The organism is Youngimonas ophiurae (nom. illeg.) (assembly GCF_049803795.1).
Classification (GTDB): domain Bacteria; phylum Pseudomonadota; class Alphaproteobacteria; order Rhodobacterales; family Rhodobacteraceae; genus Thalassobius.
In genome coordinates, this window is the sequence record NZ_JBNAGJ010000010.1 from 15,092 (window position 1) to 37,384 (window position 22,293).

Consider the following 22,293-nt stretch of genomic DNA (forward strand, 5'->3'; position numbering starts at 1 on the left):
AGATCCAATTGATCCTTGACCCCACCGGCCTGCCGTTCCGCCCCGGAGCGCCCACCGCGTCCTTTGCCCGGCGGCCTCAGGCGTTTCGCCTGTCTCCGACCCAGGAACGCCACACCGTGCAGGGCGGCGGCGCGGCTCTGCTGGAACTGAAACAGGGCGACCGGATCACCATCACAAATCTGGAAGGCGGCCAGCGATGCGAAATGCTGGCCGCCCACACCGATGGCCGCGTGGATGCGGGCGTTCTGGGCTGGTCGGCCGATGGGCAAGGCACCGGGCTGCGCGCGGTTCTGGCCAGTGGCCTGCCTGGCATAGGCCGTGTGCTGCGCGGGCTGGCCCGGCGCGGGATAGATGTGGGCGCGGCGCGCACGATCGGGCTGTTCGCCCCTGACAGCCGCCCCGGCGAAGGCGTCAGCTTTACCGCGCAATCGCCCGGCTGGGTGCTGGTCACCGCCCCGGCCCCTCTCTCTGATTTTGAAGCGCAAACCACCACCAGCCCCCTGCGCGTTCTGATCACTCGCGCGCAGGCGCGGCAGGCCGGCAGCTTTGCCCTGCCCGAGCCCCTGGCCGACCCGCTGCAAGACATCCGCGTTGGCTCGGCCACCGCCCGCGCCTATCGCGTGAAGGCGGGCGAGTTCATCCAGATCATGGATGTGGACGGCCGCCAATGCACCGATTTTCAATGTTTCGACGCCCGCAAGCTGGACAAGGGCATCGCCCATCCGCTGGACGTGACCACCACCCGCACCATCCAGGGCCACAGCTATCCGATGCCCGGCCTGCACGGGAAATACTTTGACCACGACCTGACCCCGCTGATCGAGGTGGTGCAGGACACCTGCGGGCGGCATGATGCCTTTGCCCTGGCCTGCAATGCCAAATATTATGATGACATCGGCTATCCGGGCCATGTGAACTGTTCGGACAATTTCAACGGCGCGCTGGCCGAGTATGGCGTGCCCGCGCGGCCCGGATGGATGGCGGCGAACTTCTTTTTCAACACGGCGGTGGATGAACATGGCGCGCTGATCGCGGATGAGCCCTGGTCCCGCCCCGGCGATTATGTGCTGCTGCGCGCGCTGACCGATCTGGTCTGCGTCAGCTCGGCCTGCCCCGATGACACTTCGGCCGCGAATGGCTGGCACCTGACCGATATTCACGTGCGCACCTATGCCGAAACCGAACGATTCTCGCGTGCCACGGCCTGGCGCCCGACCCCAGATGAGGACCCGATCATGACCCGCGAGAGCGCCTTTCACCAGAATTTCGCCCAGATGACCCAGTATTTCGCCGATTATAACGGTTTCTGGCTGCCCAACAGCTTCCCGCAATGCGACACAACCGAGGCCTATTGGGCCTGCCGCAACGATGTGGTGATGATGGACTTGTCCGCCCTGCGCAAATTCGAGATCACCGGCCCCGATGCCGAGGCCCTGCTGAACTGGATCCTCACGCGCAACGTGGAAAAGCTGGCGGTCGGTCAGGTGGTCTATTCGGCGATGTGTTACCCGCATGGCGGCATGATCGACGATGGCACATTGTTCCGGCTGGGCGCGCAGAATTTCCGCTGGATCGGCGGCTCGGACGAGGGCGGCGCCTGGATGCGCGAAGAGGCCGCGCGCCTGGGCCTGAACGTGATGATCCGCGGCTCGACCGATCAGATGCACAATCTGGCCGTGCAGGGCCCCAAATCGCGCGCGCTGATCACCGGCCTGTTCTGGACCGCGCCGCACCACACCGATCTGTCCGAAATGGGCTGGTTCCGCTTCACCCCGGCCCGTCTGGGCGGCCCTCAGGGCATTCCGGTGGTGATCTCGCGCACCGGCTATACCGGCGAGCTGGGCTACGAGGTGTTCTGCCACCCCAGGGACGGCGACGCCATTTTCCGCGCCATCTGGGACGCCGGCCAGCCGCTGGGCCTGAAACCCATGGGGCTGGAGGCGCTGGATCTGGTCCGCATCGAGGCCGGGCTGGTTTTCGCCGGCTATGATTTCAGCGATCAGACCGACCCGTTCGAGGCCGGCATCGGCTTTACCGTTCCGCTGAAATCCAAAACCGCCGATTTCGTCGGGCGCGCGGCGCTACAGCGGCGCAAGGACACTCCCGCGCGTAAATTCGTCGGGCTGGAGATCGAGGGCCAGAACCCGGTGGCCCATGGCGATTGCGTCCGTGTGGGCCGCGCCCAGGTCGGCGAGATCTGCTCGGCCATGCGATCCCCGCGTACGGGACTCTGGATCGCGCTGGCCCGTCTGGATGTGGCCCATGCCGCCGAGGGCACGCAGGTCGAAGTCGGCCAGATGGACGGCCACCTGAAACGCTATGCCGCCCGCGTCACCCCCTTCCCCCATTACGACCCACAAAAAACCCGCCCCAGATCGTAAAGCTCAGGCGGCATTCTGCGTGAATGAGGCATGACAGTCTCTCCTAGGCCCAGAGCATTACCGACCCTTGTCGAACCAAACCGGCAGGAACGCGTTGCTAGAGGATTGATGGCGCGGTAGCAATCTCATGTATGAGAAGCAGCCGAGACTATTTTGATGAAGAATTTTCCCCACCAGTTCGCAAACGTAAATCGACTGACGGAGGCACTTCGGACTGCTTCGGAAACCATCGGAGCCGGACGAGATTTTGGACGCGATGATGTTTTCGGGCCTGACCTCGCTAAGAGCGGTGTCTACACTTTTCGCGGTGGTGGTGACCTAGATGCAAATTTGGCGGCGGAAGCCCTGAAACCACGCGCTAGCAGGGGCACTGAGACCGCAGCCCGCGAAATGCGAAGGTTTCTGGTTTTGGCGGGCTTCATTGACCACGATCCGATAGCGGGCACCTTTGGCGTTACACCAAAAGGTGCCGAACTGCTTGCCGCAGACAGCGAGACGGTGACGAACGCTCTTTGGCGGGAGGCGATGCTTTCGCTCGAGTTAGAGGACGCCGATGGAAACCGAAGTCATCCGTACCGGATTTTGCTTCGCCTCGTTAGCGACAATCCCGGCATCGACAATTTCAAGCTGATGCTGGCGTTTGAGAGTAGCGACGATTCTGAATCCGAATATGAGCGAATATCCGAATTGCTAGACCTCGATTTCGAGGCTTTGATTGATGCAATTGGCGTCGGCGAGTCGAAGGCCAAGAACGCAGTCAAGATTTTGCCTAGCATTGCGGATCAAGTTGGCGATCTCCATCGGGAGTCGGGGATGAGCTATCCTAGCGCTAGCGTCGAAATCGCTGAGGACAGCATCGAGCCAGTTTCGCGTAAAGCAAAGCGAAAAAAATCTGCGCCGGCATCTGGGAAACGGATCACCAAAGAAGTGGACAGCGGAACTATCGCGGCGACCCCAGAATTCAAAGAGGGTGATTCTGATGAGTCCATGGTAGATTTATCCGGTGCAATTGAACTCAGAAAACGCAGAACGAAGCTGCACCATGAAGTGGTGAAGCAATTCGCTGAAAAATTAGAAGGGGAGAACTACACGCTTTTCGAAGACCCGTTCGATTGCCTTGCGATCAAAGGAAGCACATCATTGCTGGTGGAAGTTAAGACCCTTGATGGGAGCCCTTCGGACGAGCGCCGCCAATCTGAGAAGGCGTTGGGGCAAATCAAGGGCTATGCGCACTTTGACCTACCCGCCGAAGTGAACCCTTCGGATGCCGTTCAGATTGTTCTGTTTTCCCAAAAACCGAGGGAAGCGACTTTAGCCTTTCTGGTAGCTAATGAAACCGTGCCGATGTGGCGGAATTCAGAAGGGAATTTCCAGCTATTTGACAGCGACGGCGCCGTTCTCGAGTTCGGCCCGGAATTCTTCGGCTGAAGTTCTCCTTGTCGACCAACCTCGATCTGTTAGGCGCCGCTCTGCGATGGCGCAATACTCTTCATTGAGTTCGACGCCTATGAAATCTCGGCCTTTTTCAAAGGCTGCAACGCACTCTGAACCCGAACCCGCAAACGGTATCAAGATTAGCCCATCTTTTGGGCAAAAATGATCGACTAGTCGTTCGGAGATTGCCAACGGCTTTTGCGTGGGGTGGCCGACTTTCTCATCCCTAAAGCGACGCCCAGCCAGCGTTGGGATATTCCACACATCCCCAGCCAAACGTCCCTCTGGATTCGGAGTCCAAGTTTTTCCGTTTTTCTTGACGCTGTATTTCAACCGGTCCGCGCTCTTGTACGGCTCACGAATCTCACGGAAGAAAAAGTCGTCAGATTTTGAGAACCATAAAAGGGGCTCGTATGTCGCCCGGATATTCCGGTTGCCACAAAAGCCGTTTTCATAGTGCCAAATTATTTGCCTTCGGTAACGCATTCCAAGCTCGTAGAGCTGGACTTGGTTGAAGCAAATGTAGTGGCTAATCCCATAGAGCAAAATGCTCCCATTTGACTTTAAGATCCGTTCGCACTCAGTCAACCAAGACCAGCACCAGTCCTTCCAATCGTCAAGGCTTTGCCAGCTATCCGGTTTGCCGAAGTCTTTCTCGATGCCGTAAGGCGGATCAGCGATCACGAGATCTACCGATGCGTCATTCAGGTTCTTAAGCTGGTCGAGGACGTCGCCATTTAAGATGACATTTTTTGGATTCGCCTGTGTCATTTCTTCTGGAGGATCATTGCATATTGGTGATGAATGTTCGGCACGAATGCAAAAGGATAGCCGTATGGGAAAACCCTTTTGAACTTTTGGTAGATGATTGTGACGCCCTTCAGCTTGTAGGGGCCGTGCTCTTCTATCGCACGCGACAGGTCAGAATGAAAAAGATAGTACTGGTCTTTATTTCTGAAGTCTCCAACGATGACTACGGCATACTTTTTCGGCTTCAGCACGCGGGCCAGGGAGCCGAAAAGAGCCCCTAGTTCGCCAAGGAAGTCGTCATATTCTTCGACGTTGGCAAGATCAGCTGTCGTGTCGCCGTAGTTGTGATCGAGGCCGTTTGCCAGCCGCTCCTGCTTCGCCTTGTGGTCAATCTTGTTCAGGATGCCCCAATAGGGCGGGCTCGTAATGATGAAATCCACTGATTCATCGGGAAGATCGGCCGCCAAAGTGCGTGCGTCACCCAGTCGGATGTCATGCTGAGTTTTCGATAGGAGTTTTTTCGGAACTTCGCTCTCGAGTCGAAGCTCAGAGAGTTCATGGAATTTTGGATTGAGTTCAAATCCAATCGAGTTTCTCTCAATAGAAGCGCAGGCCTTCGAAGTGGAAGCGACACCGCTAAAGGGGTCGAGTACGGTCTCCCCCTTCTTTGTGAAAAACTCAATGAAACGAGCGACATCTTGGTAGGAAAAGGGCGCGGGATGTTGCCTCTCGATCTGGGCATCTTTAGAGCCCTTGCCCAGCCCCTTTTGTACCATCACGGAGACGGTGCGGGCGATCCACTCGCTGGCGGTGAGGTCGTTGAGCTTGTTGCGTGGATCGACGACCCTTTCGAGCTTTTCGGGTTCGATGTCGCCTGATTCCACATTCATTGCTCTTGTCCCTCACCTGAACGTTTTGACTTCAATTGCTACATAAACGCGGCCCAATATGCAACGTATCTTGTTGCTACGGACGCGCGGAACGCTATACCTAGTTGCCCGTTCGGCTTGGCGCGAGGTAGGTCTGAAGCCACCTCCAGCTTGCTGATTGCTGGCACACTACGGCGACAAGGCTAAACATCCAGTTAGGATTAACTGCCGTGCCGGGTTCGTCTTGACGGGTGATACACGGCCTTCCCACTTTGCCCTAGGTCGTCGGGTCACACAACGGATATGTTGCAAAATCGTTGCAAAAAACAAAAACCGCCCCGGAGGGCGGCCTTGTTACTCTCTTGGTATCTTTGAGAGATTTTGGCTCCGGCGGTAGGGATCGAACCTACGACCAATTGATTAACAGTCAACTGCTCTACCGCTGAGCTACGCCGGAATGTGGAGCGTATATAGACAGCTGAATTTCCGACGTCCAGAGCCTTTTTCGACATTTCTGCAAAAAAAATGTCCGCCTTGTTATTTCAGCTGGAACTGCGCGCTGGCGGACAGGCCTTGGGCGGCGGTCACCATGTTTTTTCCTGCCAGATCAACCAGATGCGCGAATACATTTCTGGTTGCGGCGGGGATCAGGGCCTCTGGGGTGTCGGTATAGATCTTGCGGGCCAGCGCCTGGGCGGTAGCCCGATGGCCCTCTAGCGCCTGGAGGATCGCGGTTTCGCGGCTCCGGCGGTGCTCGAGCAGCCAGGAAACGCGCTCCAAAGGTGCCCGGACCGGAGCGCCATGGCCCGCATGGTAGCGATCTGCCCTGATGTCTTGCAGCATCTCGCACGAGCGCATGAAATCGGTCAGATCGCCATCCGGAGGCGACACCAGAGAGCTGGCCCAGCCCATCACCAGATCGCCCGTGAACACCGCCTCCTCCCATTCAAAGCTCAGGTGATTGCCGAAATGGCCCGGTGTCCACAGCGCCCGCAGCGCCCAGCCATCGCCCTGGATCTGCTCTTTGTCGGCGATGGTGATGTCGGGGGCAAAGGCGGTGTCCGTGCCCTCGCCGCCCCCGGCCAGCCCGGCGGCGGCCAGATCCTGCATCACGGCGCTGCGCCCGGCCAGGAAATCGCCATAGGCATAGACCGGCGCATCGGTGCGCGCCGACAATGCCCGCGCCAGGGGCGAGTGATCCAGATGTGCATGGGTGACGATGATATGCGAAATCCGCTGCCCCGGATGCAACGCCGACAGAATCGCCTGCAAATGCACCGGATCGTCGGGGCCCGGATCAATCACCGCGATGTCGCGCTCGCCCAGCAGATAGGTATTCGTCCCCCGGTAGGTCATCGGCGAAGGATTGGGCGCTAGCAGACGCCGCAGCCCCGGCTCCAGTTCCTCGGCGATACCAACGGGCGGGTTGAAATCATCTGGTGGCAGCATCTAGCTATTCCTCTCGCGTCACTGGCCCGCTAGGTTTAGCGCATGTTCTTTCAGTGGCTCAAACGCTATTTGCCCCGTGGGCTCTATTCCCGAGCGGCGCTGATCCTGATCCTGCCGGTGGTGACGCTGCAACTGGTGATCTCGGTCGTGTTCATCCAGCGCCATTTCGAAGGCGTCACCCGGCAGATGACCCAATCGGCCACACGAGAGGTGCGCCTGCTGCTGGATGCGATTCCCCCCGATCTGCCGGGGCCGGCGATTCCGGCGCGACTGGCACCGCTGGCCGGCCCGCTGGAAATCCCGATCTACGCCCCCGGCACCCCAGCCCCCGCCGCCCCCGACATGCGGCGCTGGTTTGATGTGTCGGGCCTTCTGGTGCAGCATTTTTTCCGCGCGATGCTGCCCGAGCTGCGCTCGGTTTCGCTGCCCGATGACGATACGGTTCTGCTGTTCCTGACCGTCCCCCAGGGTCAGTTGGTCTTGCAGATGGACCGGCGCAGGGTGTCGGCCTCGAATCCGCACCAACTGTTTGTAAACATGGTGTTTTTTGGCGGATTGATGACGCTGATCGCGTTCATTTACCTGCGCAATCAGCTGCGGCCCATCACCCGGCTGGCCTCGGCGGCCGAGGCGTTCGGCAAAGGGCGCAATGTGCCCTACAAACCCTCGGGCGCGCTTGAGGTCCGGGCCGCCGGCAATGCGTTTCTGGACATGCGCGCGCGGATTGAACGGCAGATTGAACAACGCACGCTGATGCTGTCGGGCGTCAGCCATGACCTGCGCACCCCGCTGACCCGCCTGCGGCTTAGCCTGTCCTTGCTGGACGATCCCGAGGTCGAGGATATGGTCAAGGACGTGGACGATATGCAGCGGATGCTGGACGAATTCCTGTCCTTTTCCCGCGGCAGCAGCGAGGGCGTGCCCGAACCCACCGATCCCATCGCGCTGGTGCGGGTGCTGGTCGAGGACGCGCAGCGCAGCGGCCAGGATGTGTCGCTGACGCAGACGTCGCCAATGGGGCAAACGGGCACGGCCGGTGCGAACCTGGTCACTTTGCGGCCCTCGGCCATCCGGCGGGCGGTGTCGAATCTGATCGAAAACGGGGCGCGCTATGGCGGCCGCGTTCAGGTGTCGGTCACCCTGACCGAGAAATCCCTGCGAATCCGGGTCGAGGATGACGGCCCCGGCATTCCCCCGGAATCCCGCGATCAGGCGGTCAAACCCTTCGCCCGGCTGGACAGCGCGCGCAATCAGAACCGCGGCGGTGGGGTCGGCCTGGGCCTTGCCATCGTCACCGATATTGCCCGCGCTCATGGCGGGATCCTGCGTCTCGGAGAAAGTGAGGCACTGGGCGGCCTTCGGGCCGATCTGGTCCTGGGCCGATAGGAAATCAAACAATTAATACAAGTAAAAACCCCCAGAAAAGCGCAGCAAGAATCACCGCCAGCCCAAGGCCTGCGCCTGGGCGTTTGCGCCGCTCACGCGGCAGCCCCCTTCGTCCGACGCAGGGAAGCTCCTCCTCTTTCCCCATATGCGTCTCGTGTGTGCTAATGTCTAAGTTGTAAGTGCCATTTCAGCATATCCTTAAATTGAGCGTAAAAATACCTGTACTTGCAATGCACATTAAATAGCCGCTCAAAAGGCGCCGCCCTGCCCACAGAGTAAGCGAAATTTCCGGGCCCGGCCGCGCGTATCGGCACCAGTTTGCCCCCTGCCCTCAACCATGGTCAAAACCGTGGAAATCTTGACAAGATTGGTGCTCAGGTTTAGCAAACCGGCCAGCTGCATTGGGCCCAACGCCCGAAATCCTATCGCATCCCTGCGGATGCTGACCCCGCCGCGCGCCGAAACCGGGCGTCCTGAAACCTACGGAGATTGGAGAACGGGTGTGAAGGCTCTGGGCAAAAGCGCGCGACAGACGGTCAGGATTGTCTGCATGATCCTTGGGCTGGCCCTGATGACGGGGCTGGCAGCGGGCGTGCAGGCGCAGAACGCCCCCGGTCCCTCGGCTCAGAGCGCCGCTCCTGCGCCGCTTCTGCCCCCCGCAACCGAGCCGCCCCATATGACGCAGGCCGCAACGACGGCGTGGACGGAAGGTGCGAGCGATACAAACCGGGCCGCGGCCTTTTTGCGCGATGGTGGGCCCTCGATCTGGGCCATCGCCGTTCTGTCGGTTTTGACGGTGGCTCTGATCTTGTGGAAAACCTGGCGGCTGGCGCTGATCGGTGCCTGGGCGCGGGGCAAGGCCTTCAGGGCGGTGGCCGCCTGGGAATCCGGCGACGCCGGGGCCGCGCTGGCCATCGTGCAGGGCCGCCGGGGCCTGCGCTCGCGCGTGGTGGCAGCCGCCATCACCGCCCGTCAGACCCGCCCCGAGGCCGCCGCCCGAGAAGAGACCACCCGCGTGGCCAAGCATGAACTGGCCGAGGCCGCCACCGGCCTGCGCGCGCTTGAACTGATCGCCACAATCGCGCCGCTTCTGGGGCTGCTGGGAACCGTGCTGGGCATGATCGCGGCCTTTCAGGCGCTTCAGCAAAGCGGAGCCCGCGCCGACCCGGCGATGCTGGCCGGCGGCATATGGGAGGCGCTGCTGACCACCGCCGCAGGCATGGCCGTGGCCATTCCCGCCTCGGCCGCGCTGACCTGGTTCGAGGCCGTGATCGACCGGATGCGCCGCGATGTCGAAGACGCCGCTGTGCGGATCTTTGTCAGCCAGCCCGACACCGCCCCCCCTCAGGAGCCCCTGGCCGCAGAGTAGCCCATGCAGTTCACCTCGCCCCGTGCATACAGGCGCAAACCCAGCCTGACCCCGATGATCGACGTGGTGTTCTTGCTGCTGGTGTTCTTCATGCTGGCCTCGCGGTTCGGGGTCGAAACCGTCCTGCCCCTGCCGCTGGCCAACGGCGGGGCCGATGTCTCCGGCAAACCGCGTCTGGTGGATATTCTGCCCGTCGGCCTGCGACTGAACGGAATTGACCGCAGCGCGCCGCAGTTGCTGGCCGATCTGAACGCGCTGGTGCAATCGCCTGAGGAAACTGTTATCCTGCGCAGCACAGGGGGCGCGACGGTGCAGCAGATTGTCACCACCGCCCAGATGCTGCGCGACGCCGGGTTTAGCTCTTTGATCTTGGTGGAGTGACAGATGGATTTCCGCCCCGCCCACCGAAAGCCTCGTGCTGAATCCATCGTTCCGATGATCAATGTTGTGTTCCTGTTGCTGGTGTTTTTCCTGATGACCGCCCAAATCTCGCAGCCCGATCCGTTTGAAATCGACACCCCCGTTGCCAGCAGCGCGGCCAAGCCCACCCCGCAGGACGCGCCCGCCGTGCTGTATCTGGGCCAAGACGGCACCATGCAATTTCTGGAGCACACCGGCCCGGCCGCCATGCAGGCTCTGGCCGCGCTGCCGGACGTGCCTGCCCCCCTGAAAATCCGCATTGACGCCCGGCTGGACGGAGACCGGCTGGCCCAGGTGATGCGGCAACTGACGCAACTGGGGGTCAACAGCGTTGAAATCGTCGTGGCCAAAGAATGATCCGGCTGCTTGAGTTTCTGGCCTTTGTGGGGGTGGCGCTTGGGCTGCATCTGGCGGCGGGAATGCTCAGCCCGCCCGCAGGTGGGGATGCCGGCGGGGACGCGGGGGCGGCATTTGTCACCCTGCGGGGCGCCCCGGCAGAGATTGACGACATCGTCGCCGCCTGGACCAAACCGCCGGAACATTCCGAACCCCGGCAGAGCCTGCACCAGCCCATCATCATCCCCGATACCCCGCGGCCGCGTGCGCAGATCGCCCCCCAGCCGCGCCTGCGCGATCGGGCCGCTCCTGCGTTTCGCGCCTCTGATGATAGCGCGCCGCAAATGGACACGCGCCCAGCGGCCCCCAGACCAGCAGCCCCAACGCCCAAAGCCATCGCCCCCAAGGCCAAACCCGCCCCCAAGGCACCCCGAACCGCCGCCCCCCCCAAACCCAGGCAAAACACCCAAAAACCCGCCGTTTCCGGGCAACGCGCGGCGGGCACGGGGGCGTCCGGCCAGTCCGGCACCGGCGGGCCCAGCAAATCCCTGGGCAAGGGACAGGAAAGCAAGCTGATCGCGCAATGGGGCGGAAAAATCCGCGCGCGTATCGAACGCAAGAAACGCGCCCCCCGGACAGCCGCAGGCGGAGGCCGGGTTCATCTGCGGATCAAACTGGCGCCCTCGGGGCAATTGCAATCGGTCCGGATCACCAAATCCTCGGGCGTGGCGGCCTATGACCAGGCCGCATTAAACGCCGTGCAACGCAGCGGCCGCTTTGCCAAAGCGCCACAGGGCCTGACAAAACCCAGCTATAGTTTCCGGTTCAGCATCACATTTCAAAGGTGATGGCGGCATTCAGAACCCCGCGCCGCAAGCCTGCTTGACGGGTGCCCCGCCGCGTCCTATTCAACGGTCAGGCGGGCCTGTAGCTCAACGGTTAGAGCAGAGCGCTCATAACGCTTTGGTTGCGGGTTCAAATCCTGCCGGGCCTACCACCTTTCCGCCAAAACACCCCTAGTATTTCACCCAGATCGTTTTCAGCGCGGTGTATTTGTCAAAGGAATGCAGCGACAGGTCACGGCCAAATCCGGACTGTTTCATCCCGCCAAAGGGCGTCATCGCCGACAGCGCATCCACCGTGTTCACCGAAACCGTCCCGGCGTGCAGCCGGTCCGCCACATCCATCGCGCGGCTTAGATCCGAGGTCCAGACCGAGGCCGCCAGCCCGTAGATACTGTCATTGGCCATGGCCACCGCCTGATCGGTATCGGCAAAGCTCTGGACTGCCAGAACGGGGCCGAAAATCTCGTCCCGCGCGATCAGGGCATCTGCGGGCACATCGGTGAAAATCGTCGGCTGAATGAAGGCATCGCTGCCGCCCAGGGTCAGCCGTGCGCCGCCCGTGGCCAGCCTGGCCTCGGCTTTGCCAGCGGTCAAGAAGCGCTCGACCCGCGCGGCGTGATCGGCATCCACCATCGCGCCCATCGTCGTTGCCGGATCCAGAGGATCGCCCTGCACGATGGCCTGGGCCCGCGTCACCAGCATCTGCACGAACTGCTCTGCAACATCGCGATGCACCAGCAGGCGCGAGTTGGCCGAGCAGACCTCGCCTTGGTTAAAGAAGATCCCAAAGGCCGCCATATCCGCCGCCTTTTCCAGATCGGCATCGGGGAAGATCAGATTGGGGCTTTTGCCGCCGGTCTCCAGCCAGACCTGTTTCATGTTGCTTTCGCCCGCATAGCGCTGGAACAGCTTGCCCACCGCGGTCGAGCCGGTGAAGACCAGGCAATCCACATCCATATGGCGCCCCAGTGCCTGGCCCGCGTCCTCGCCATAGCCGGGAACCACGTTCAGCACCCCGTCGGGCAGGCCGGCCTCTTGGGCCAGCTGGGCCAGGCGCAGCGCCGAAAGGGGCGATTGTTCGGCCGGTTTGAGCACCACCGAATTGCCCGCAGCCAGCGCCGGGGCCAGTTTCCAGGTGGCCATATCCAAAGGAAAATTCCAGGGCACCACGGCCCCGACCACCCCCAAAGGCACGCGCCGGATCATCGCAATATCGCGCCCGCCCGTCGGGGCAAGCTCGTCATAGAGTTTGTCAATCGCCTCGGCGTGCCATTGAAAGAAATGGGCCGCACCGGGCACATCCACAGTCACCGTTTCTGAGATCGGCTTGCCCATGTCCAGCGTGTCCAGCAAGGCCAGCTCGGTCAGGTTTTCGCGGATCAGCCCGGCCAGTTTCAGCAGCACGTCTTTGCGCTCGCCGGGGGTTTTGCCAGACCAGCGCCCATCCTCGAACGCGGCCCGCCCCGAGGCCACGGCCCGGTCAATATCCGCCGCCCCGCCACGCGCGACCTGCGTCAGCACCTGCCCTGTGGCCGGATTCACCGTGTCAAATGTCGCACCATTGGCAGCGGGGCCGAAATCCCCGTCGATCCAGATGCCCGAGCGGAACTCCAGCGCCTGAGCGCGCACAATATATTCTTTATGTGTCAGCATGTTACAGTCCTATTCATCCCCCGGAACACCATAAGAGGGCGCCGCATCGGGGCGCAGGGCGCGGGTCACGTAATCCGCTGCCTGGGGCTTGTAGACCTGCCAGGCGGTGGCGATGGCAGAGATCGGGCACTCTTCGGTCCAGTCGCAGCGCAGCTCGGCATAGGGCCAGGCCTGACGGTCCGCGATCAACAGACCCGCCGAATGAACCGGGCCTGCCTCGCCCCCTGCGGCCAGCCCGGCCAGCATCGCGGCAATCAACCGATCGCCCAAAGCGCCCGTTGCGGCCTCGAACCCCGAAACGATGGCTGCCGGCACCCCGTCATTGGCCAGCAAATTCCCCCCCGAGGCACAGTCCGTCCCGCGCGCCGAGGTCCAAATCCCCAAGGCCTGCGCGCCCGAATGGATCGCTGTTTGCCCCGCACCATCCACCGCCAACAGCTGGCGATAATCGGGGGCAACATCCTGCGCCACGGCCGCGTCAACCGCCGCCTGCGCCCCCTTCCCCGCGGCCAGAGCCTTTAGCATCAGCGGGCCCAGGGCCGGGTTCGTCACGTTCTGGCTGGCCACCGCGCCCACGCCCGCCTGCGCAAAGGCACAGCGCGCCGCCACCGCCGGCGAGGACGAGGCAATCGCCACCCCGAACTGCCCGCTTTGGGCGCAGCGCGCCACGATTGAAAAGGTCATGATCGCCTCCTTAGTCGGGGATCACAAAGGTTGCGTCGATTTCCACCAGCCATTCGGGCCGGGCCAGAGCCGTCACGCACAGCCCCGTGGAAACCGGGTGAATCCCCTTGATATATTCGCCCATTGTCCGATAGACGGCCTCGCGGTTCCGCACGTCGGTGATGTAGACCACCACCTTGCACAGATGCGCCATCTCGCCGCCCGCTTCGGTGATCAGCTGGCGGATGTTCTGCATCACCTTGTGGGTCTGCTCGATCGGATCGGCGCTGGTGATATTCTGCGCCGTATCCAGATCCTGAGGGCACTGCCCGCGCAAAAACACCGTCGCCCCGCGCGCAATCACCGCCTGAGCCAGATCATTATCCAGGTTCTGTTCGGGATAGGTGTCCTTGGTGTTGAATTTCCGCAATCTTGTGTGGGTCATGGTCAGGTCTTTCCTTTGCTGTCCGTCAGCCGCAGGGCCGCGCCCCGATAAGCCAGATAGCCCTCTTGTTTGGCGATGTGATCGGCGATGAATTTGGCATCGTGCCACACCCCCCAGATAAACGAGGATCCGCGCCGCGATTGCCAGGGCAGCCCCAGAAAATAGAGCCCCGGCGCGCTGGACACCCCGCGTTTGTGCATCGGCTTGCCCGCCGCATCCAGCGCATCCACCTGCAACCAGTCATAATCAAAGCCAAAGCCCGTGGCCCAGATGATCGTGGAAATCCCGGCCTCTTGCAGATCCAGCGCCAGGATCGGATCGCGCATACAGGCCGGATCTTCGCCCAGTTCGTGGGCTGCGGGTTCGGGGGGCAGGTCCAGCCCGTTGCGCGCCGCATAGTCATCGGCCATCCGCAGCGTCGCCAGATAGTTCGCATCCCCCGCGCGCACATTCGTGCCCAGATCATCGGCAAGGCGCAGAACACCGTTTTCGCAGGCCTCGGTCCGGCCCAGAAGGGTGACGCCTTTTTCCGCCAATTGCCTGAAATCAATGGTGTACCCCCCGTCAGCCCCGGTCACGGCGATGGTGGTATGTTCCGTGCCCGGAGTGAACTCTGCATCCCACAGGTTCAGCACCCCCAGCCACCACACGAAATCGCGTCCCCGGTAGCGGCGCGGCGGGCGGTCATGCGGGCCGACAGACAGATAGGTTTTGCGCCCGGACTCGTTCAATTCCGCGGCGATCTGCACCCCCGAAGAGCCAGCCCCCACCACCAGCACAGCGCCCTGCGGCAGCTGATCGGGATTGCGATACTGGACCGAGTGCATCTGCATCACCCCCGCCCCCTGCGGGACGATTGGCGGCATCAGGGGCTTTTGAAACGGGCCCGTCGCCGACACCACATAGCGCGCCTCGATCGTTCCCTCCGAGGTGGTGGCCACAAAGCCCGGCCCATCCGGATTGCCGCGCAGCCGCGTCACCGCAACCCCGGTGCGGATCGGCGCATTCAGCATCTGCGCATAGGCCACCATGTAGTCGGCCACCCCCTCTTTGGGGACAAAGGCATCCTCGTGGGCGTCGAACGCCATCCCCGGAAAGCGATCATGCCAGGCCGGCCCGTTGGCCACCAGCGAATCCCAGCGCTGCGAGCGCCAGCGCTCTGCGATCCGATCCTTTTCCAGCACCAGATGGGACAGTCCGGCCTTGCCCAGATGCTCGCTCATGGCGATTCCGGCCTGCCCGGCGCCGATCACCAGAACATCGGTTTTTTCAGTCGTCATTGCTGTGTCTTTCGTCTGCTGTCAGAGGCTGCTCTGAACTTCGGTGATACTCTCGCGCAGAATGGCGGCGGTGTCGTCGATCATCTGTTCGGTCATGATCAGCGTGGGCGACAGGATCAGGATATTGCCCAGGGGCCGGGCGATCAGCCCCCGTGCCTGCGCGGCCTGCGCCACTTTCAGACCCACCTGTTCTTCGGGGTCGAAGGGCTCTTTGGTGTCTTTGTTGCGCACGAACTCGATCCCGATCATGAAGTGGCTGCCGCGCACCTCGCCCACCAGTTCCAGATCGGCCAGGGCCTTGAGGTTATTCTCAAACCGCTTGCCGGTGCTGCGCACGCGTTCAGGGAGGGCGTCGCGCTCCATCAGCGCGATATTGGCCAGCGCCGCAGCCGAGCCCGCCGGATGCCCCGAATAGGTCATCCCATGCAGGAACGTCCCCCCCGGATCCGAGATCACCTCGTGAATCTCATCGCTCAGGATCGTCGCCGACAGCGGCTGATACCCCGAGGTCAGCCCCTTGGCCGTGGTGATGATATCGGGCTGCATCCCGAACACATCCTGAGAGGCAAAGAAATGCCCCAGCCGGCCAAAGGCGGTCACCACCTCATCGGCGATATATTTGATGTCATAGCTGCGGCACAGCGCGGCCATCTGCGCGTGATACCCCTCGGGCGGAACAATGACACCGCCCGCGCCCATGACCGGCTCGGCGATGAAACAGGCGATATTTTCCGCCCCCAGGGCTTCGATCCGCGTCTTGGCATCCTCCAGCAGGGACGTCAGGAACTCGGCCTCGGTCATCCCGTCGCCATTGCGCCAGTAATGCGGGCATTTCAGATGGTGCACCAGCCCCTCGGCCTTGTCCCAGCCATCGGAATAGGCCGGCGTGGTCATCGCGATCGCCAGATGGGTCGAGCCATGATAGGCCCCCTCGCGGCTGAGGATCAGTTTCTTCTGCGGCTGGCCCAGACGGTTATAGTAATGATGCAAAATCCGGATCGCGCTGTCATTGGCCACCGAGCCCGAATTGCCGAAATGCACCGCATTCAGATGCCCCGGTGCCAGCTCGGCCAGCTTGGCGGCCAAAGCGGCGGCGGTGGGATGGGTGAAATTGTAGAAGGTCGAGTAATAATCCAGCGTGTTCAGCTGCTCGGTGATGGCGTCGATGATTTCGGAGCGGCCATGGCCCACGTTCACGCACCACAGCCCGCCGATCCCGTCGATCAGCTGATTGCCGTCGCTGTCGGTCACATGGGCGCCCTGGGCCCCGACGATGACAGTCCGCGCGCCATTCTGTTTCAGCGCGTTCAGGTCGGCAAAGGATTGCACCAGATGCGTGTCAGCCGTCAGCACCGCATCGGTGGTCAGATCGAGATCAAGAGACATAGGTCAGACCTTTCGATAGTCAGAAAGTTGGGTTGGAATAAGCTGCGGGGCCAGCGGCGCCCGCAAAGAAGAGATCAGCAGAGCCTCGGCCGTGCCTGCCTGCGCCAGGGCCTGCCCGTCCGGCCCCGCGATCACCGACTGCCCGGCAAAGCGCAGCCCGTCCTCGGCGTTGCAGTAATTGGCATAGGCGATGGTCAGCCCCATTTCGGCCGCCCGCGCAGGCACCAGCAGGCGCGAGACATGCTCGAACCCGGCCGGATTGGCCGTCGGCACCAGGATCACCTGCGCGCCCCGCTGCGCCAGCGCCCGCACATGATGTGCAAATTCAACGTCATAGCAGATCAGCAGCGCCGTCTTCAGCCCGTTCAGATCGAACAGGCAATAGGCCGCGCCGGGCCGGAAACTGGCGGCCTCCATCGGGCCGAACAGCTGGATCTTGCGGTAATGCCCCAGCATCTGCCCGCCCGCATCAAAGGCCGTGGCCGCGTTATAGACGGCCTGCCCGTCCCGTTCGGCCCAGCCCACGGTCAGCCCGCATTTTGCCGCCTGCGCCAGCTGGGACAGGGACTGAAACCAGGGCCCGCCCATCGGCTGCGCCAGCGTTCCATGCAGATCGGGCTGATTATAGCCGGGCAGGTACAGTTCGGGCACCACCAGCATATCGGCCCCGCCCGCCGCCGCCGCGCGCAGTTTCGTGCCCAGCCGCAGCAGCGCCGCCTTGGGGTCGCCCTGGCTGGGCGGCCCCTGGTATATGGCCAGTGTCAGGCTCACTTTTTCAGATTGGTCCAGATGGCATCATAGAGCACCTGCACCTCTTCGGGGCAGGCCTCGACAAAGACACCCTTGGCATCTGCGGGCGGGTTGGATTCAGGCGAGTTGGCCACAGCCGGATCCAGCAGCGGGCCCACACCCTTCACGCCAGCGGTGTATTGCGCATAGTTCGTCACCGCCGCCGCGTTTTCAGGCTCTAGCAGGAAGTCCATGAATTTCAACGCGTTTTCGCGGTTCGGCGCGTCCTTTAGCAGCACCACATTGTCCATCCAGACGATCATGCCCTCTTTGGGAAAGACATATTCGATGGGCGCCCCCTCGGAGCGGGCCTTGGCCGAAAAGCCCGACCAGATCATGCCGGCCGCCGCATCGCCCGACACCAACACGTCCTTGGCCACGTCCGAGCCGAACGAGGCCCAGTCCTCCTTGGACGATTGCACCAGCGCGTTCAGCGCCTTCAGTTGCTCGCGATCCCCCGAACATTGCGGGATCCCCAGATAGAGCGAGGCCAGGGTCAGGGTCTCGCCAGCGGTGTCCAGCACGTTGATCTTGCCCTTCAGCTCGGCCGGGGGTTCAAAGATCAAAGACAGGCTGTCCAGCGGGCCGCCATAGGTTTCGGTATTGACGGAAAACGAGGTCGAGCCCCACTGATACGGGATCGAGGATTTGCGGCCCGGATCGAAATCCACATCCACCCATTTGTCCTCGATATTGGCGAAATTGGCCAGCTCGCTGGGCTCGAACGTGTCCAGCATACCCTGATCGGCCATGATCTTGACCATATAGTCGCCGGGCACGGCCACGTCATAGCTGCCCAGTTTCCCCGCCTTCAGCGAGGCCAGCAGCGCCTCGTTGCTGTCAAAGGTGTCCATCGTCACCTCGACATCATATTCGGCGGCGAATTTATCCAGCAGCTCTTGGGGGATGTATTCGAACCAGTGGTAAAGCGACAGTTTGCCCTCGGCCTGCGCGCCGGTGGCAACGCCCAGGGCCAGGATGGATGCAGTCATCAGATGTTTCATGTCAGGTCTCCGCTGTTGTGGTTAGTTTTTGGATTGGCCCGCTCGCCCGATGAACCAGGAAAGCGTGACAAAGACGGCCGACACCCCAAGGAGGAGAGTGGATATGGCCATGATGTTGGGCTTGATGCCCTGTTTGACTGATCCGAAAATCGCCGTGGGCAAGGTTTCCACCCCGGCCCCTTTGACAAAATTCGTGATCAGAAAATCGTCCAGCGAAATGATGAAGGCCAACAAGAACCCCGACAGGATCCCCGGCATCATCAACGGCAGCAGGATCAGGCGGAAGGCCTCCCATTTCGAGGCATAAAGATCCATCGCCGCCTGCTCGTACATGTCCGGCACCGATTGCATCCGCGCGGCGATCGGCAGATAGGCAAAGGGGATACAGAACACCAGATGCGCGACGAAAATCGTCAGCAGCCCGGATTTGAACCCAATGGTGATGAAAAACACCAGGGACGCCACGGCGGTGACGATCTCGGGCACCATCAGCGGCAGGTTGATCAGCGCCAGGCTGGCGGTTTTGCCCCGGAACCGGCCCGCGCGGTTCATCGCAACGGCGGCTGCGGTGGCGATCATCATCGCGCAGCTGGCGGCGGCAATGGCAATCACAAAGGAATTGATCGCCGCGTTGCGGAACTTTGGGGCCTCGGGGCCGGTAAAGACCTCGGCGTACCAGCGCAGCGAAAACCCGCCCCAGCGCGTGATCGAGGTACTGTCATTGAAGCTGTAGACCGCCACGATCACCAGGGGCGCATAAAGCAGGAACAGGCACAGAAGGGTCAGGAAACGAAAGCCGGCGAACCGGCGCAGATCAATGGGTCTGGCCATCATGCGTCCCCCTTGGATTGGGCGCGCGCATGGATCAGCAGCACCACCATGACGATAGACAGCAAGATCATCGCCGCCGCTGCCCCAAAGGGCCAGTTGCCCGCCGCGCCTTTGAACTGCTCTTCGATCAGCGAGCCGATCATGAAGGTCTTTGCCCCGCCCAGCAGATCCGGTGCCAAAAACGCCCCCAGCGAGGGCACAAAAACCAGAATGCAGCCCGCCACGATCCCCGGTTTCACCACCGGCAGAATGATCAGCCGCAGCGTCGTCCAGTTGTCGGCATAAAGATCGGCCGCAGCCTCGGACAGGGCAAAGTTATACCGCTCGACCGCCGCATAGACCGGCAACACCATGAACGGCAGGTAGGAATAAAACAGCCCCAGCTGCACCGCGAAATTGGTGTTGATCAGCGACAGGGGCTCGGAGATCGCGCCCGTCCACAGCAGGAATTCATTGAACGGCCCGGTGTCGCGGATCAGGAACTTCATGGAAACGGTTCGGATCAGCAGGTTCACCCAATAGGGAATGGTGATCAAAAACAGCCAGATCGCGCGGGATTTTTCGGGACGCGTGGCGATGAACCAGGCGGTGGGAAAGCCGATGATCAGGCACAGAACCGTCGCCAGCCCCGCCTGCCAGATCGAGCGCCAGAAGATCCCGATATAGGTCCACTCGATGACCGGCGGCTCGTCTCCGAAAAGGCCCCGGTCCAGGAAAAACTGGTCATAGGCGGCCAGGCTGAATTCCCAGATGACACCGCCGCGGAATTCCTTGGTCAGGAAGGAATAGACCGCCATCATCAGCACCGGCAGCACCAGGAAAATCCCGATGAAGACCCAGGCCGGCAGCAAAAGGCGGGGCCCCTGCCCCTTGTAAATCGCGGATTTCGAGGCGCCTGCGGGCGCGGCCCCGGCCATCAGTCCGCCAACAGACGCGCGGCATCTGCCTCCAGATTCAGGCCGATCGTGTCGCCGATGCCGGGCATTCCGGCACTGCCCGAGTTCTGCACCCGCACCATCAAGGCCTGCCCGCCGGGCAATTCGACATGCAGCTGCACATCGGTGCCCAGATAGATGTGATTGCTTACCCTGGCACGCAGCGCGCCCTGGTCTGCGGGCGCGACGGTCAGCCGCTCGGGCCGGACCGAGACATGCCCCACCCCCAGCGCGGCCCCGTCCACCGCCGGACAATCCGCCAGCGCGCCCCCCGGCAAAATCACTTGTGCCCGCCCCTCCGAGAGCGCCCGCACCTCGACCTCGATCAGGTTCGTTTCCCCAATGAAATCGGCGACAAAGCGGTTCTTGGGGGCCTCGTATATCTCGCGCGGAGAGCCGACCTGTTGCACATGGCCCGCAGACATGACGGCGATCCGGTCGGACATCGTCAGCGCCTCTTCCTGATCATGGGTGACAAAGACAAAGGCGATGCCGGTTTCGCGCTGGATCTGCTTCAGCTCGATCCGCACGGCCTGGCGCAATTTCAGATCCAGCGCCGACAGAGGCTCGTCCAGCAGCAGCACCTTTGGATTGGGCGCGATCGCCCGCGCCAGCGCGACGCGCTGCTGCTGCCCACCGGACATCTGCGCCGGCTTGCGCTGCATGAACTCTTTCAGATGGACCAGTTCCAGCACCTCTTTGGCGCGCCCTTCGGCATCCATTCTGGACCAGCCCCGCCGCAACAGGCCAAAGCTGACATTTTCCAGCACGCTCATATGCGGGAACAGAGCGTAATGCTGGAAAACCGTGTTGACCGGCCGTTTGTTCGGCGGCAGCGGGGCGATGTCTTCGCCGTGCAGACGAATAGCGCCATCGGTGACGTCCTCGAACCCGGCGATGCAGCGCAAAAGCGTGGTCTTGCCGCATCCCGACGGCCCCAGCAGGGTAAAGAACTCGCCATCCCTGATGTCCAGCGACACCCCGTGCAGCGCGGTGAAGGTGCCGTAATTTTTCACCACGCGGTCCACGTCGATGGCGATTGTTGGTGCGGTCATATTTGCCTCTTGAGATATACCCCTGGAGCTTTATGAATCGATTAAATTCATCCAAATCGGGGGGTATATACCCCCAAGGGGGTATGATGACCGATCCGCAAATCTCTGCCGAGGCTCATCTGGGCGCTGCAATCTCAGCGCTTGGCGAGGATGGTTTCACCGCGCATCTGTACCAATGGCTGGGCCAGTGTTTCGAGGTCGATAACGTGACCATCCTGGCCTTTTTCCAAACCCGCCAGCCCGAGATATTTTTTCACCACGCGAAGGTCAGCCATGTCCATGAAAAACTGGAAAGTGATTATTTATCATTTGCTTACCTTCTGGACCCTTTCCACGAACTGCACGTGATGCAAGAGCCCGAGGGCCTGTACAGGCTGCGTGATTTCGCCCCCGATCAGTTCAAACGAAACGAGTATTTCGCCAAGTATTATGCCCGCACGACCCTGATAGATGAGATCGCCTATGTCGCCTATCCCGCGCGGGGGGTCTCGGTGCATGTGTGCCTGGGGCGGGATGCCAGTTCGCGCCGGATGTTTTCTGCCGCAGACATGCGCACTGCCCAAAATTTAAGCGCAATCGTCTGTAGCCTGATCCGAAAACAGTGGCAGAACCTGAGCGCCAGCGGGGATTATACCGACGACTCGCTGGTGACGCGGGTCCGCGCACGCCTGGCCAGCCAGCACGATATTCATCTCAGCCCCCGGCAATGCGAAACCGCTCTGCTGATCCTGCGCGGACACAGCACCATGTCGATCAGCCTGCGCCTGAATATCAGCGCGCAGACGGTCAAAGTGTTCCGCAAACAACTGTACCGGCGGTGCAAGATCTCATCCCAGGCCGAACTGTTTTCGCTGATCACTCCGATCCTGACCTGAGCCCGCAATTTTACGCTGCGTCCCATTGGGAATGACGCACCGTTCCACCGTCAGAGCCCTAACGTCAACTAGACAATCCACACCGCCCGCTTCAGTACACAGCGGAATGCAGACCGGCGCGGGCGCCCCTGCCCCGCG

Annotated in this window: 21 protein-coding genes and 2 tRNA genes; 9 read left to right on the plus strand and 14 right to left on the minus strand. The window is 61.8% G+C overall.

What is annotated here, in order from left to right; all coding sequences use genetic code 11:
- Nucleotides 1-11: 11 nt before the first annotated feature.
- Entirely contained in the window at nucleotides 12-2,381 is a 2,370-nt protein-coding gene (locus ACP15O_RS16695; protein ID WP_425097342.1) for a trimethylamine N-oxide demethylase, read from the plus strand.
- Nucleotides 2,382-2,537: 156 nt separating this feature from the next.
- Complete coding sequence (locus ACP15O_RS16700; protein ID WP_425097264.1) at nucleotides 2,538-3,809, plus strand: hypothetical protein; 1,272 nt, start codon at nucleotides 2,538-2,540, stop codon at nucleotides 3,807-3,809.
- On the opposite strand, the gene ACP15O_RS16705 is transcribed toward ACP15O_RS16700, so the two are convergent.
- The 4 genes from ACP15O_RS16705 to ACP15O_RS16720 form a co-directional block, all read right to left on the minus strand.
- Nucleotides 3,756-4,586: a DNA-methyltransferase gene (locus ACP15O_RS16705; protein WP_425097265.1), complete on the minus strand. Its 831-nt coding sequence runs from the start codon at nucleotides 4,584-4,586 to the stop codon at nucleotides 3,756-3,758. The two genes, ACP15O_RS16700 and ACP15O_RS16705, sit on opposite strands and share 54 nt — an antisense overlap.
- Nucleotides 4,583-5,455, minus strand: a complete 873-nt coding sequence (locus ACP15O_RS16710) for a TRM11 family SAM-dependent methyltransferase (protein ID WP_425097266.1) — start codon at nucleotides 5,453-5,455, stop codon at nucleotides 4,583-4,585. Before ACP15O_RS16710 ends, ACP15O_RS16705 begins: the two co-directional genes overlap by 4 nt.
- A gap of 361 nt (nucleotides 5,456-5,816) precedes the next feature.
- A tRNA-Asn gene (locus ACP15O_RS16715) sits at nucleotides 5,817-5,891 on the minus strand.
- Nucleotides 5,892-5,971: 80 nt separating this feature from the next.
- Nucleotides 5,972-6,883: an MBL fold metallo-hydrolase gene (locus ACP15O_RS16720; RefSeq protein WP_425097267.1), complete on the minus strand. Its 912-nt coding sequence runs from the start codon at nucleotides 6,881-6,883 to the stop codon at nucleotides 5,972-5,974.
- 42 nt (nucleotides 6,884-6,925) lie between these two features.
- Here ACP15O_RS16720 and ACP15O_RS16725 point away from each other — a divergent pair, with 42 nt between their 5' ends.
- From ACP15O_RS16725 to ACP15O_RS16750, 6 genes are all read left to right on the plus strand, one after another.
- Nucleotides 6,926-8,269 carry an ATP-binding protein gene (locus ACP15O_RS16725; RefSeq protein WP_425097268.1) on the plus strand — a complete coding sequence of 448 codons (1,344 nt, stop codon included), beginning with the start codon at nucleotides 6,926-6,928 and terminating at the stop codon, nucleotides 8,267-8,269.
- Between the two features lie 550 nt (nucleotides 8,270-8,819).
- Nucleotides 8,820-9,638, plus strand: a complete 819-nt coding sequence (locus tag ACP15O_RS16730) for a MotA/TolQ/ExbB proton channel family protein (protein WP_425097269.1) — start codon at nucleotides 8,820-8,822, stop codon at nucleotides 9,636-9,638.
- A 3-nt stretch (nucleotides 9,639-9,641) separates the two neighbouring features.
- Nucleotides 9,642-10,019, plus strand: coding sequence for an ExbD/TolR family protein (locus ACP15O_RS16735; RefSeq protein WP_425097270.1), 378 nt, complete (start codon nucleotides 9,642-9,644; stop codon nucleotides 10,017-10,019).
- Nucleotides 10,020-10,022: 3 nt separating this feature from the next.
- On the plus strand, nucleotides 10,023-10,415 hold the full coding sequence (locus ACP15O_RS16740) for an ExbD/TolR family protein (protein ID WP_425097271.1): 393 nt from the start codon (nucleotides 10,023-10,025) through the stop codon (nucleotides 10,413-10,415).
- Nucleotides 10,412-11,242, plus strand: coding sequence for an energy transducer TonB (locus ACP15O_RS16745; RefSeq protein ID WP_425097272.1), 831 nt, complete (start codon nucleotides 10,412-10,414; stop codon nucleotides 11,240-11,242). Before ACP15O_RS16740 ends, ACP15O_RS16745 begins: the two co-directional genes overlap by 4 nt.
- A 73-nt stretch (nucleotides 11,243-11,315) precedes the next feature.
- Nucleotides 11,316-11,391 (plus strand) — tRNA-Ile (locus ACP15O_RS16750).
- A gap of 19 nt (nucleotides 11,392-11,410) precedes the next feature.
- Here the strand turns inward: ACP15O_RS16750 and ACP15O_RS16755 are convergent.
- Genes ACP15O_RS16755 through ACP15O_RS16800 form a run of 10 tightly spaced genes read right to left on the minus strand, consistent with a single transcriptional unit; the run spans nucleotide 11,411 to nucleotide 21,280 of the window.
- Complete coding sequence (locus ACP15O_RS16755; protein WP_425097273.1) at nucleotides 11,411-12,892, minus strand: aldehyde dehydrogenase; 1,482 nt, start codon at nucleotides 12,890-12,892, stop codon at nucleotides 11,411-11,413.
- A 9-nt stretch (nucleotides 12,893-12,901) separates the two neighbouring features.
- Nucleotides 12,902-13,576 carry a DUF1028 domain-containing protein gene (locus ACP15O_RS16760; RefSeq protein WP_425097274.1) on the minus strand — a complete coding sequence of 225 codons (675 nt, stop codon included), beginning with the start codon at nucleotides 13,574-13,576 and terminating at the stop codon, nucleotides 12,902-12,904.
- A gap of 10 nt (nucleotides 13,577-13,586) precedes the next feature.
- Complete coding sequence (locus tag ACP15O_RS16765; RefSeq protein ID WP_425097275.1) at nucleotides 13,587-14,000, minus strand: RidA family protein; 414 nt, start codon at nucleotides 13,998-14,000, stop codon at nucleotides 13,587-13,589.
- A gap of 2 nt (nucleotides 14,001-14,002) precedes the next feature.
- Nucleotides 14,003-15,280 (minus strand): flavin-containing monooxygenase, encoded by a 1,278-nt coding sequence (locus ACP15O_RS16770; protein ID WP_425097276.1) that lies wholly within the window; start codon nucleotides 15,278-15,280, stop codon nucleotides 14,003-14,005.
- Between the two features lie 21 nt (nucleotides 15,281-15,301).
- A complete protein-coding gene (locus ACP15O_RS16775) occupies nucleotides 15,302-16,666 on the minus strand; it encodes an aminotransferase class III-fold pyridoxal phosphate-dependent enzyme (RefSeq protein WP_425097277.1) in 1,365 nt (454 codons plus the stop codon).
- A gap of 3 nt (nucleotides 16,667-16,669) precedes the next feature.
- Nucleotides 16,670-17,437, minus strand: a complete 768-nt coding sequence (locus ACP15O_RS16780) for a carbon-nitrogen hydrolase family protein (protein ID WP_425097278.1) — start codon at nucleotides 17,435-17,437, stop codon at nucleotides 16,670-16,672.
- Complete coding sequence (locus ACP15O_RS16785; protein ID WP_425097279.1) at nucleotides 17,434-18,459, minus strand: extracellular solute-binding protein; 1,026 nt, start codon at nucleotides 18,457-18,459, stop codon at nucleotides 17,434-17,436. Before ACP15O_RS16785 ends, ACP15O_RS16780 begins: the two co-directional genes overlap by 4 nt.
- Before the next feature lie 21 nt (nucleotides 18,460-18,480).
- Nucleotides 18,481-19,293, minus strand: coding sequence for an ABC transporter permease (locus ACP15O_RS16790; RefSeq protein WP_425097280.1), 813 nt, complete (start codon nucleotides 19,291-19,293; stop codon nucleotides 18,481-18,483).
- A complete protein-coding gene (locus ACP15O_RS16795; protein WP_425097281.1) occupies nucleotides 19,290-20,207 on the minus strand; it encodes an ABC transporter permease in 918 nt (305 codons plus the stop codon). The genes ACP15O_RS16790 and ACP15O_RS16795 overlap by 4 nt, the downstream gene beginning before the upstream one ends.
- Nucleotides 20,207-21,280, minus strand: coding sequence for an ABC transporter ATP-binding protein (locus ACP15O_RS16800; RefSeq protein ID WP_425097282.1), 1,074 nt, complete (start codon nucleotides 21,278-21,280; stop codon nucleotides 20,207-20,209). The genes ACP15O_RS16795 and ACP15O_RS16800 overlap by 1 nt, the downstream gene beginning before the upstream one ends.
- A gap of 86 nt (nucleotides 21,281-21,366) precedes the next feature.
- Between ACP15O_RS16800 and ACP15O_RS16805 the strand changes: the two genes are divergently transcribed.
- Nucleotides 21,367-22,155: a helix-turn-helix transcriptional regulator gene (locus ACP15O_RS16805; protein ID WP_425097283.1), complete on the plus strand. Its 789-nt coding sequence runs from the start codon at nucleotides 21,367-21,369 to the stop codon at nucleotides 22,153-22,155.
- The last annotated feature ends 138 nt before the right edge of the window (nucleotides 22,156-22,293 follow it).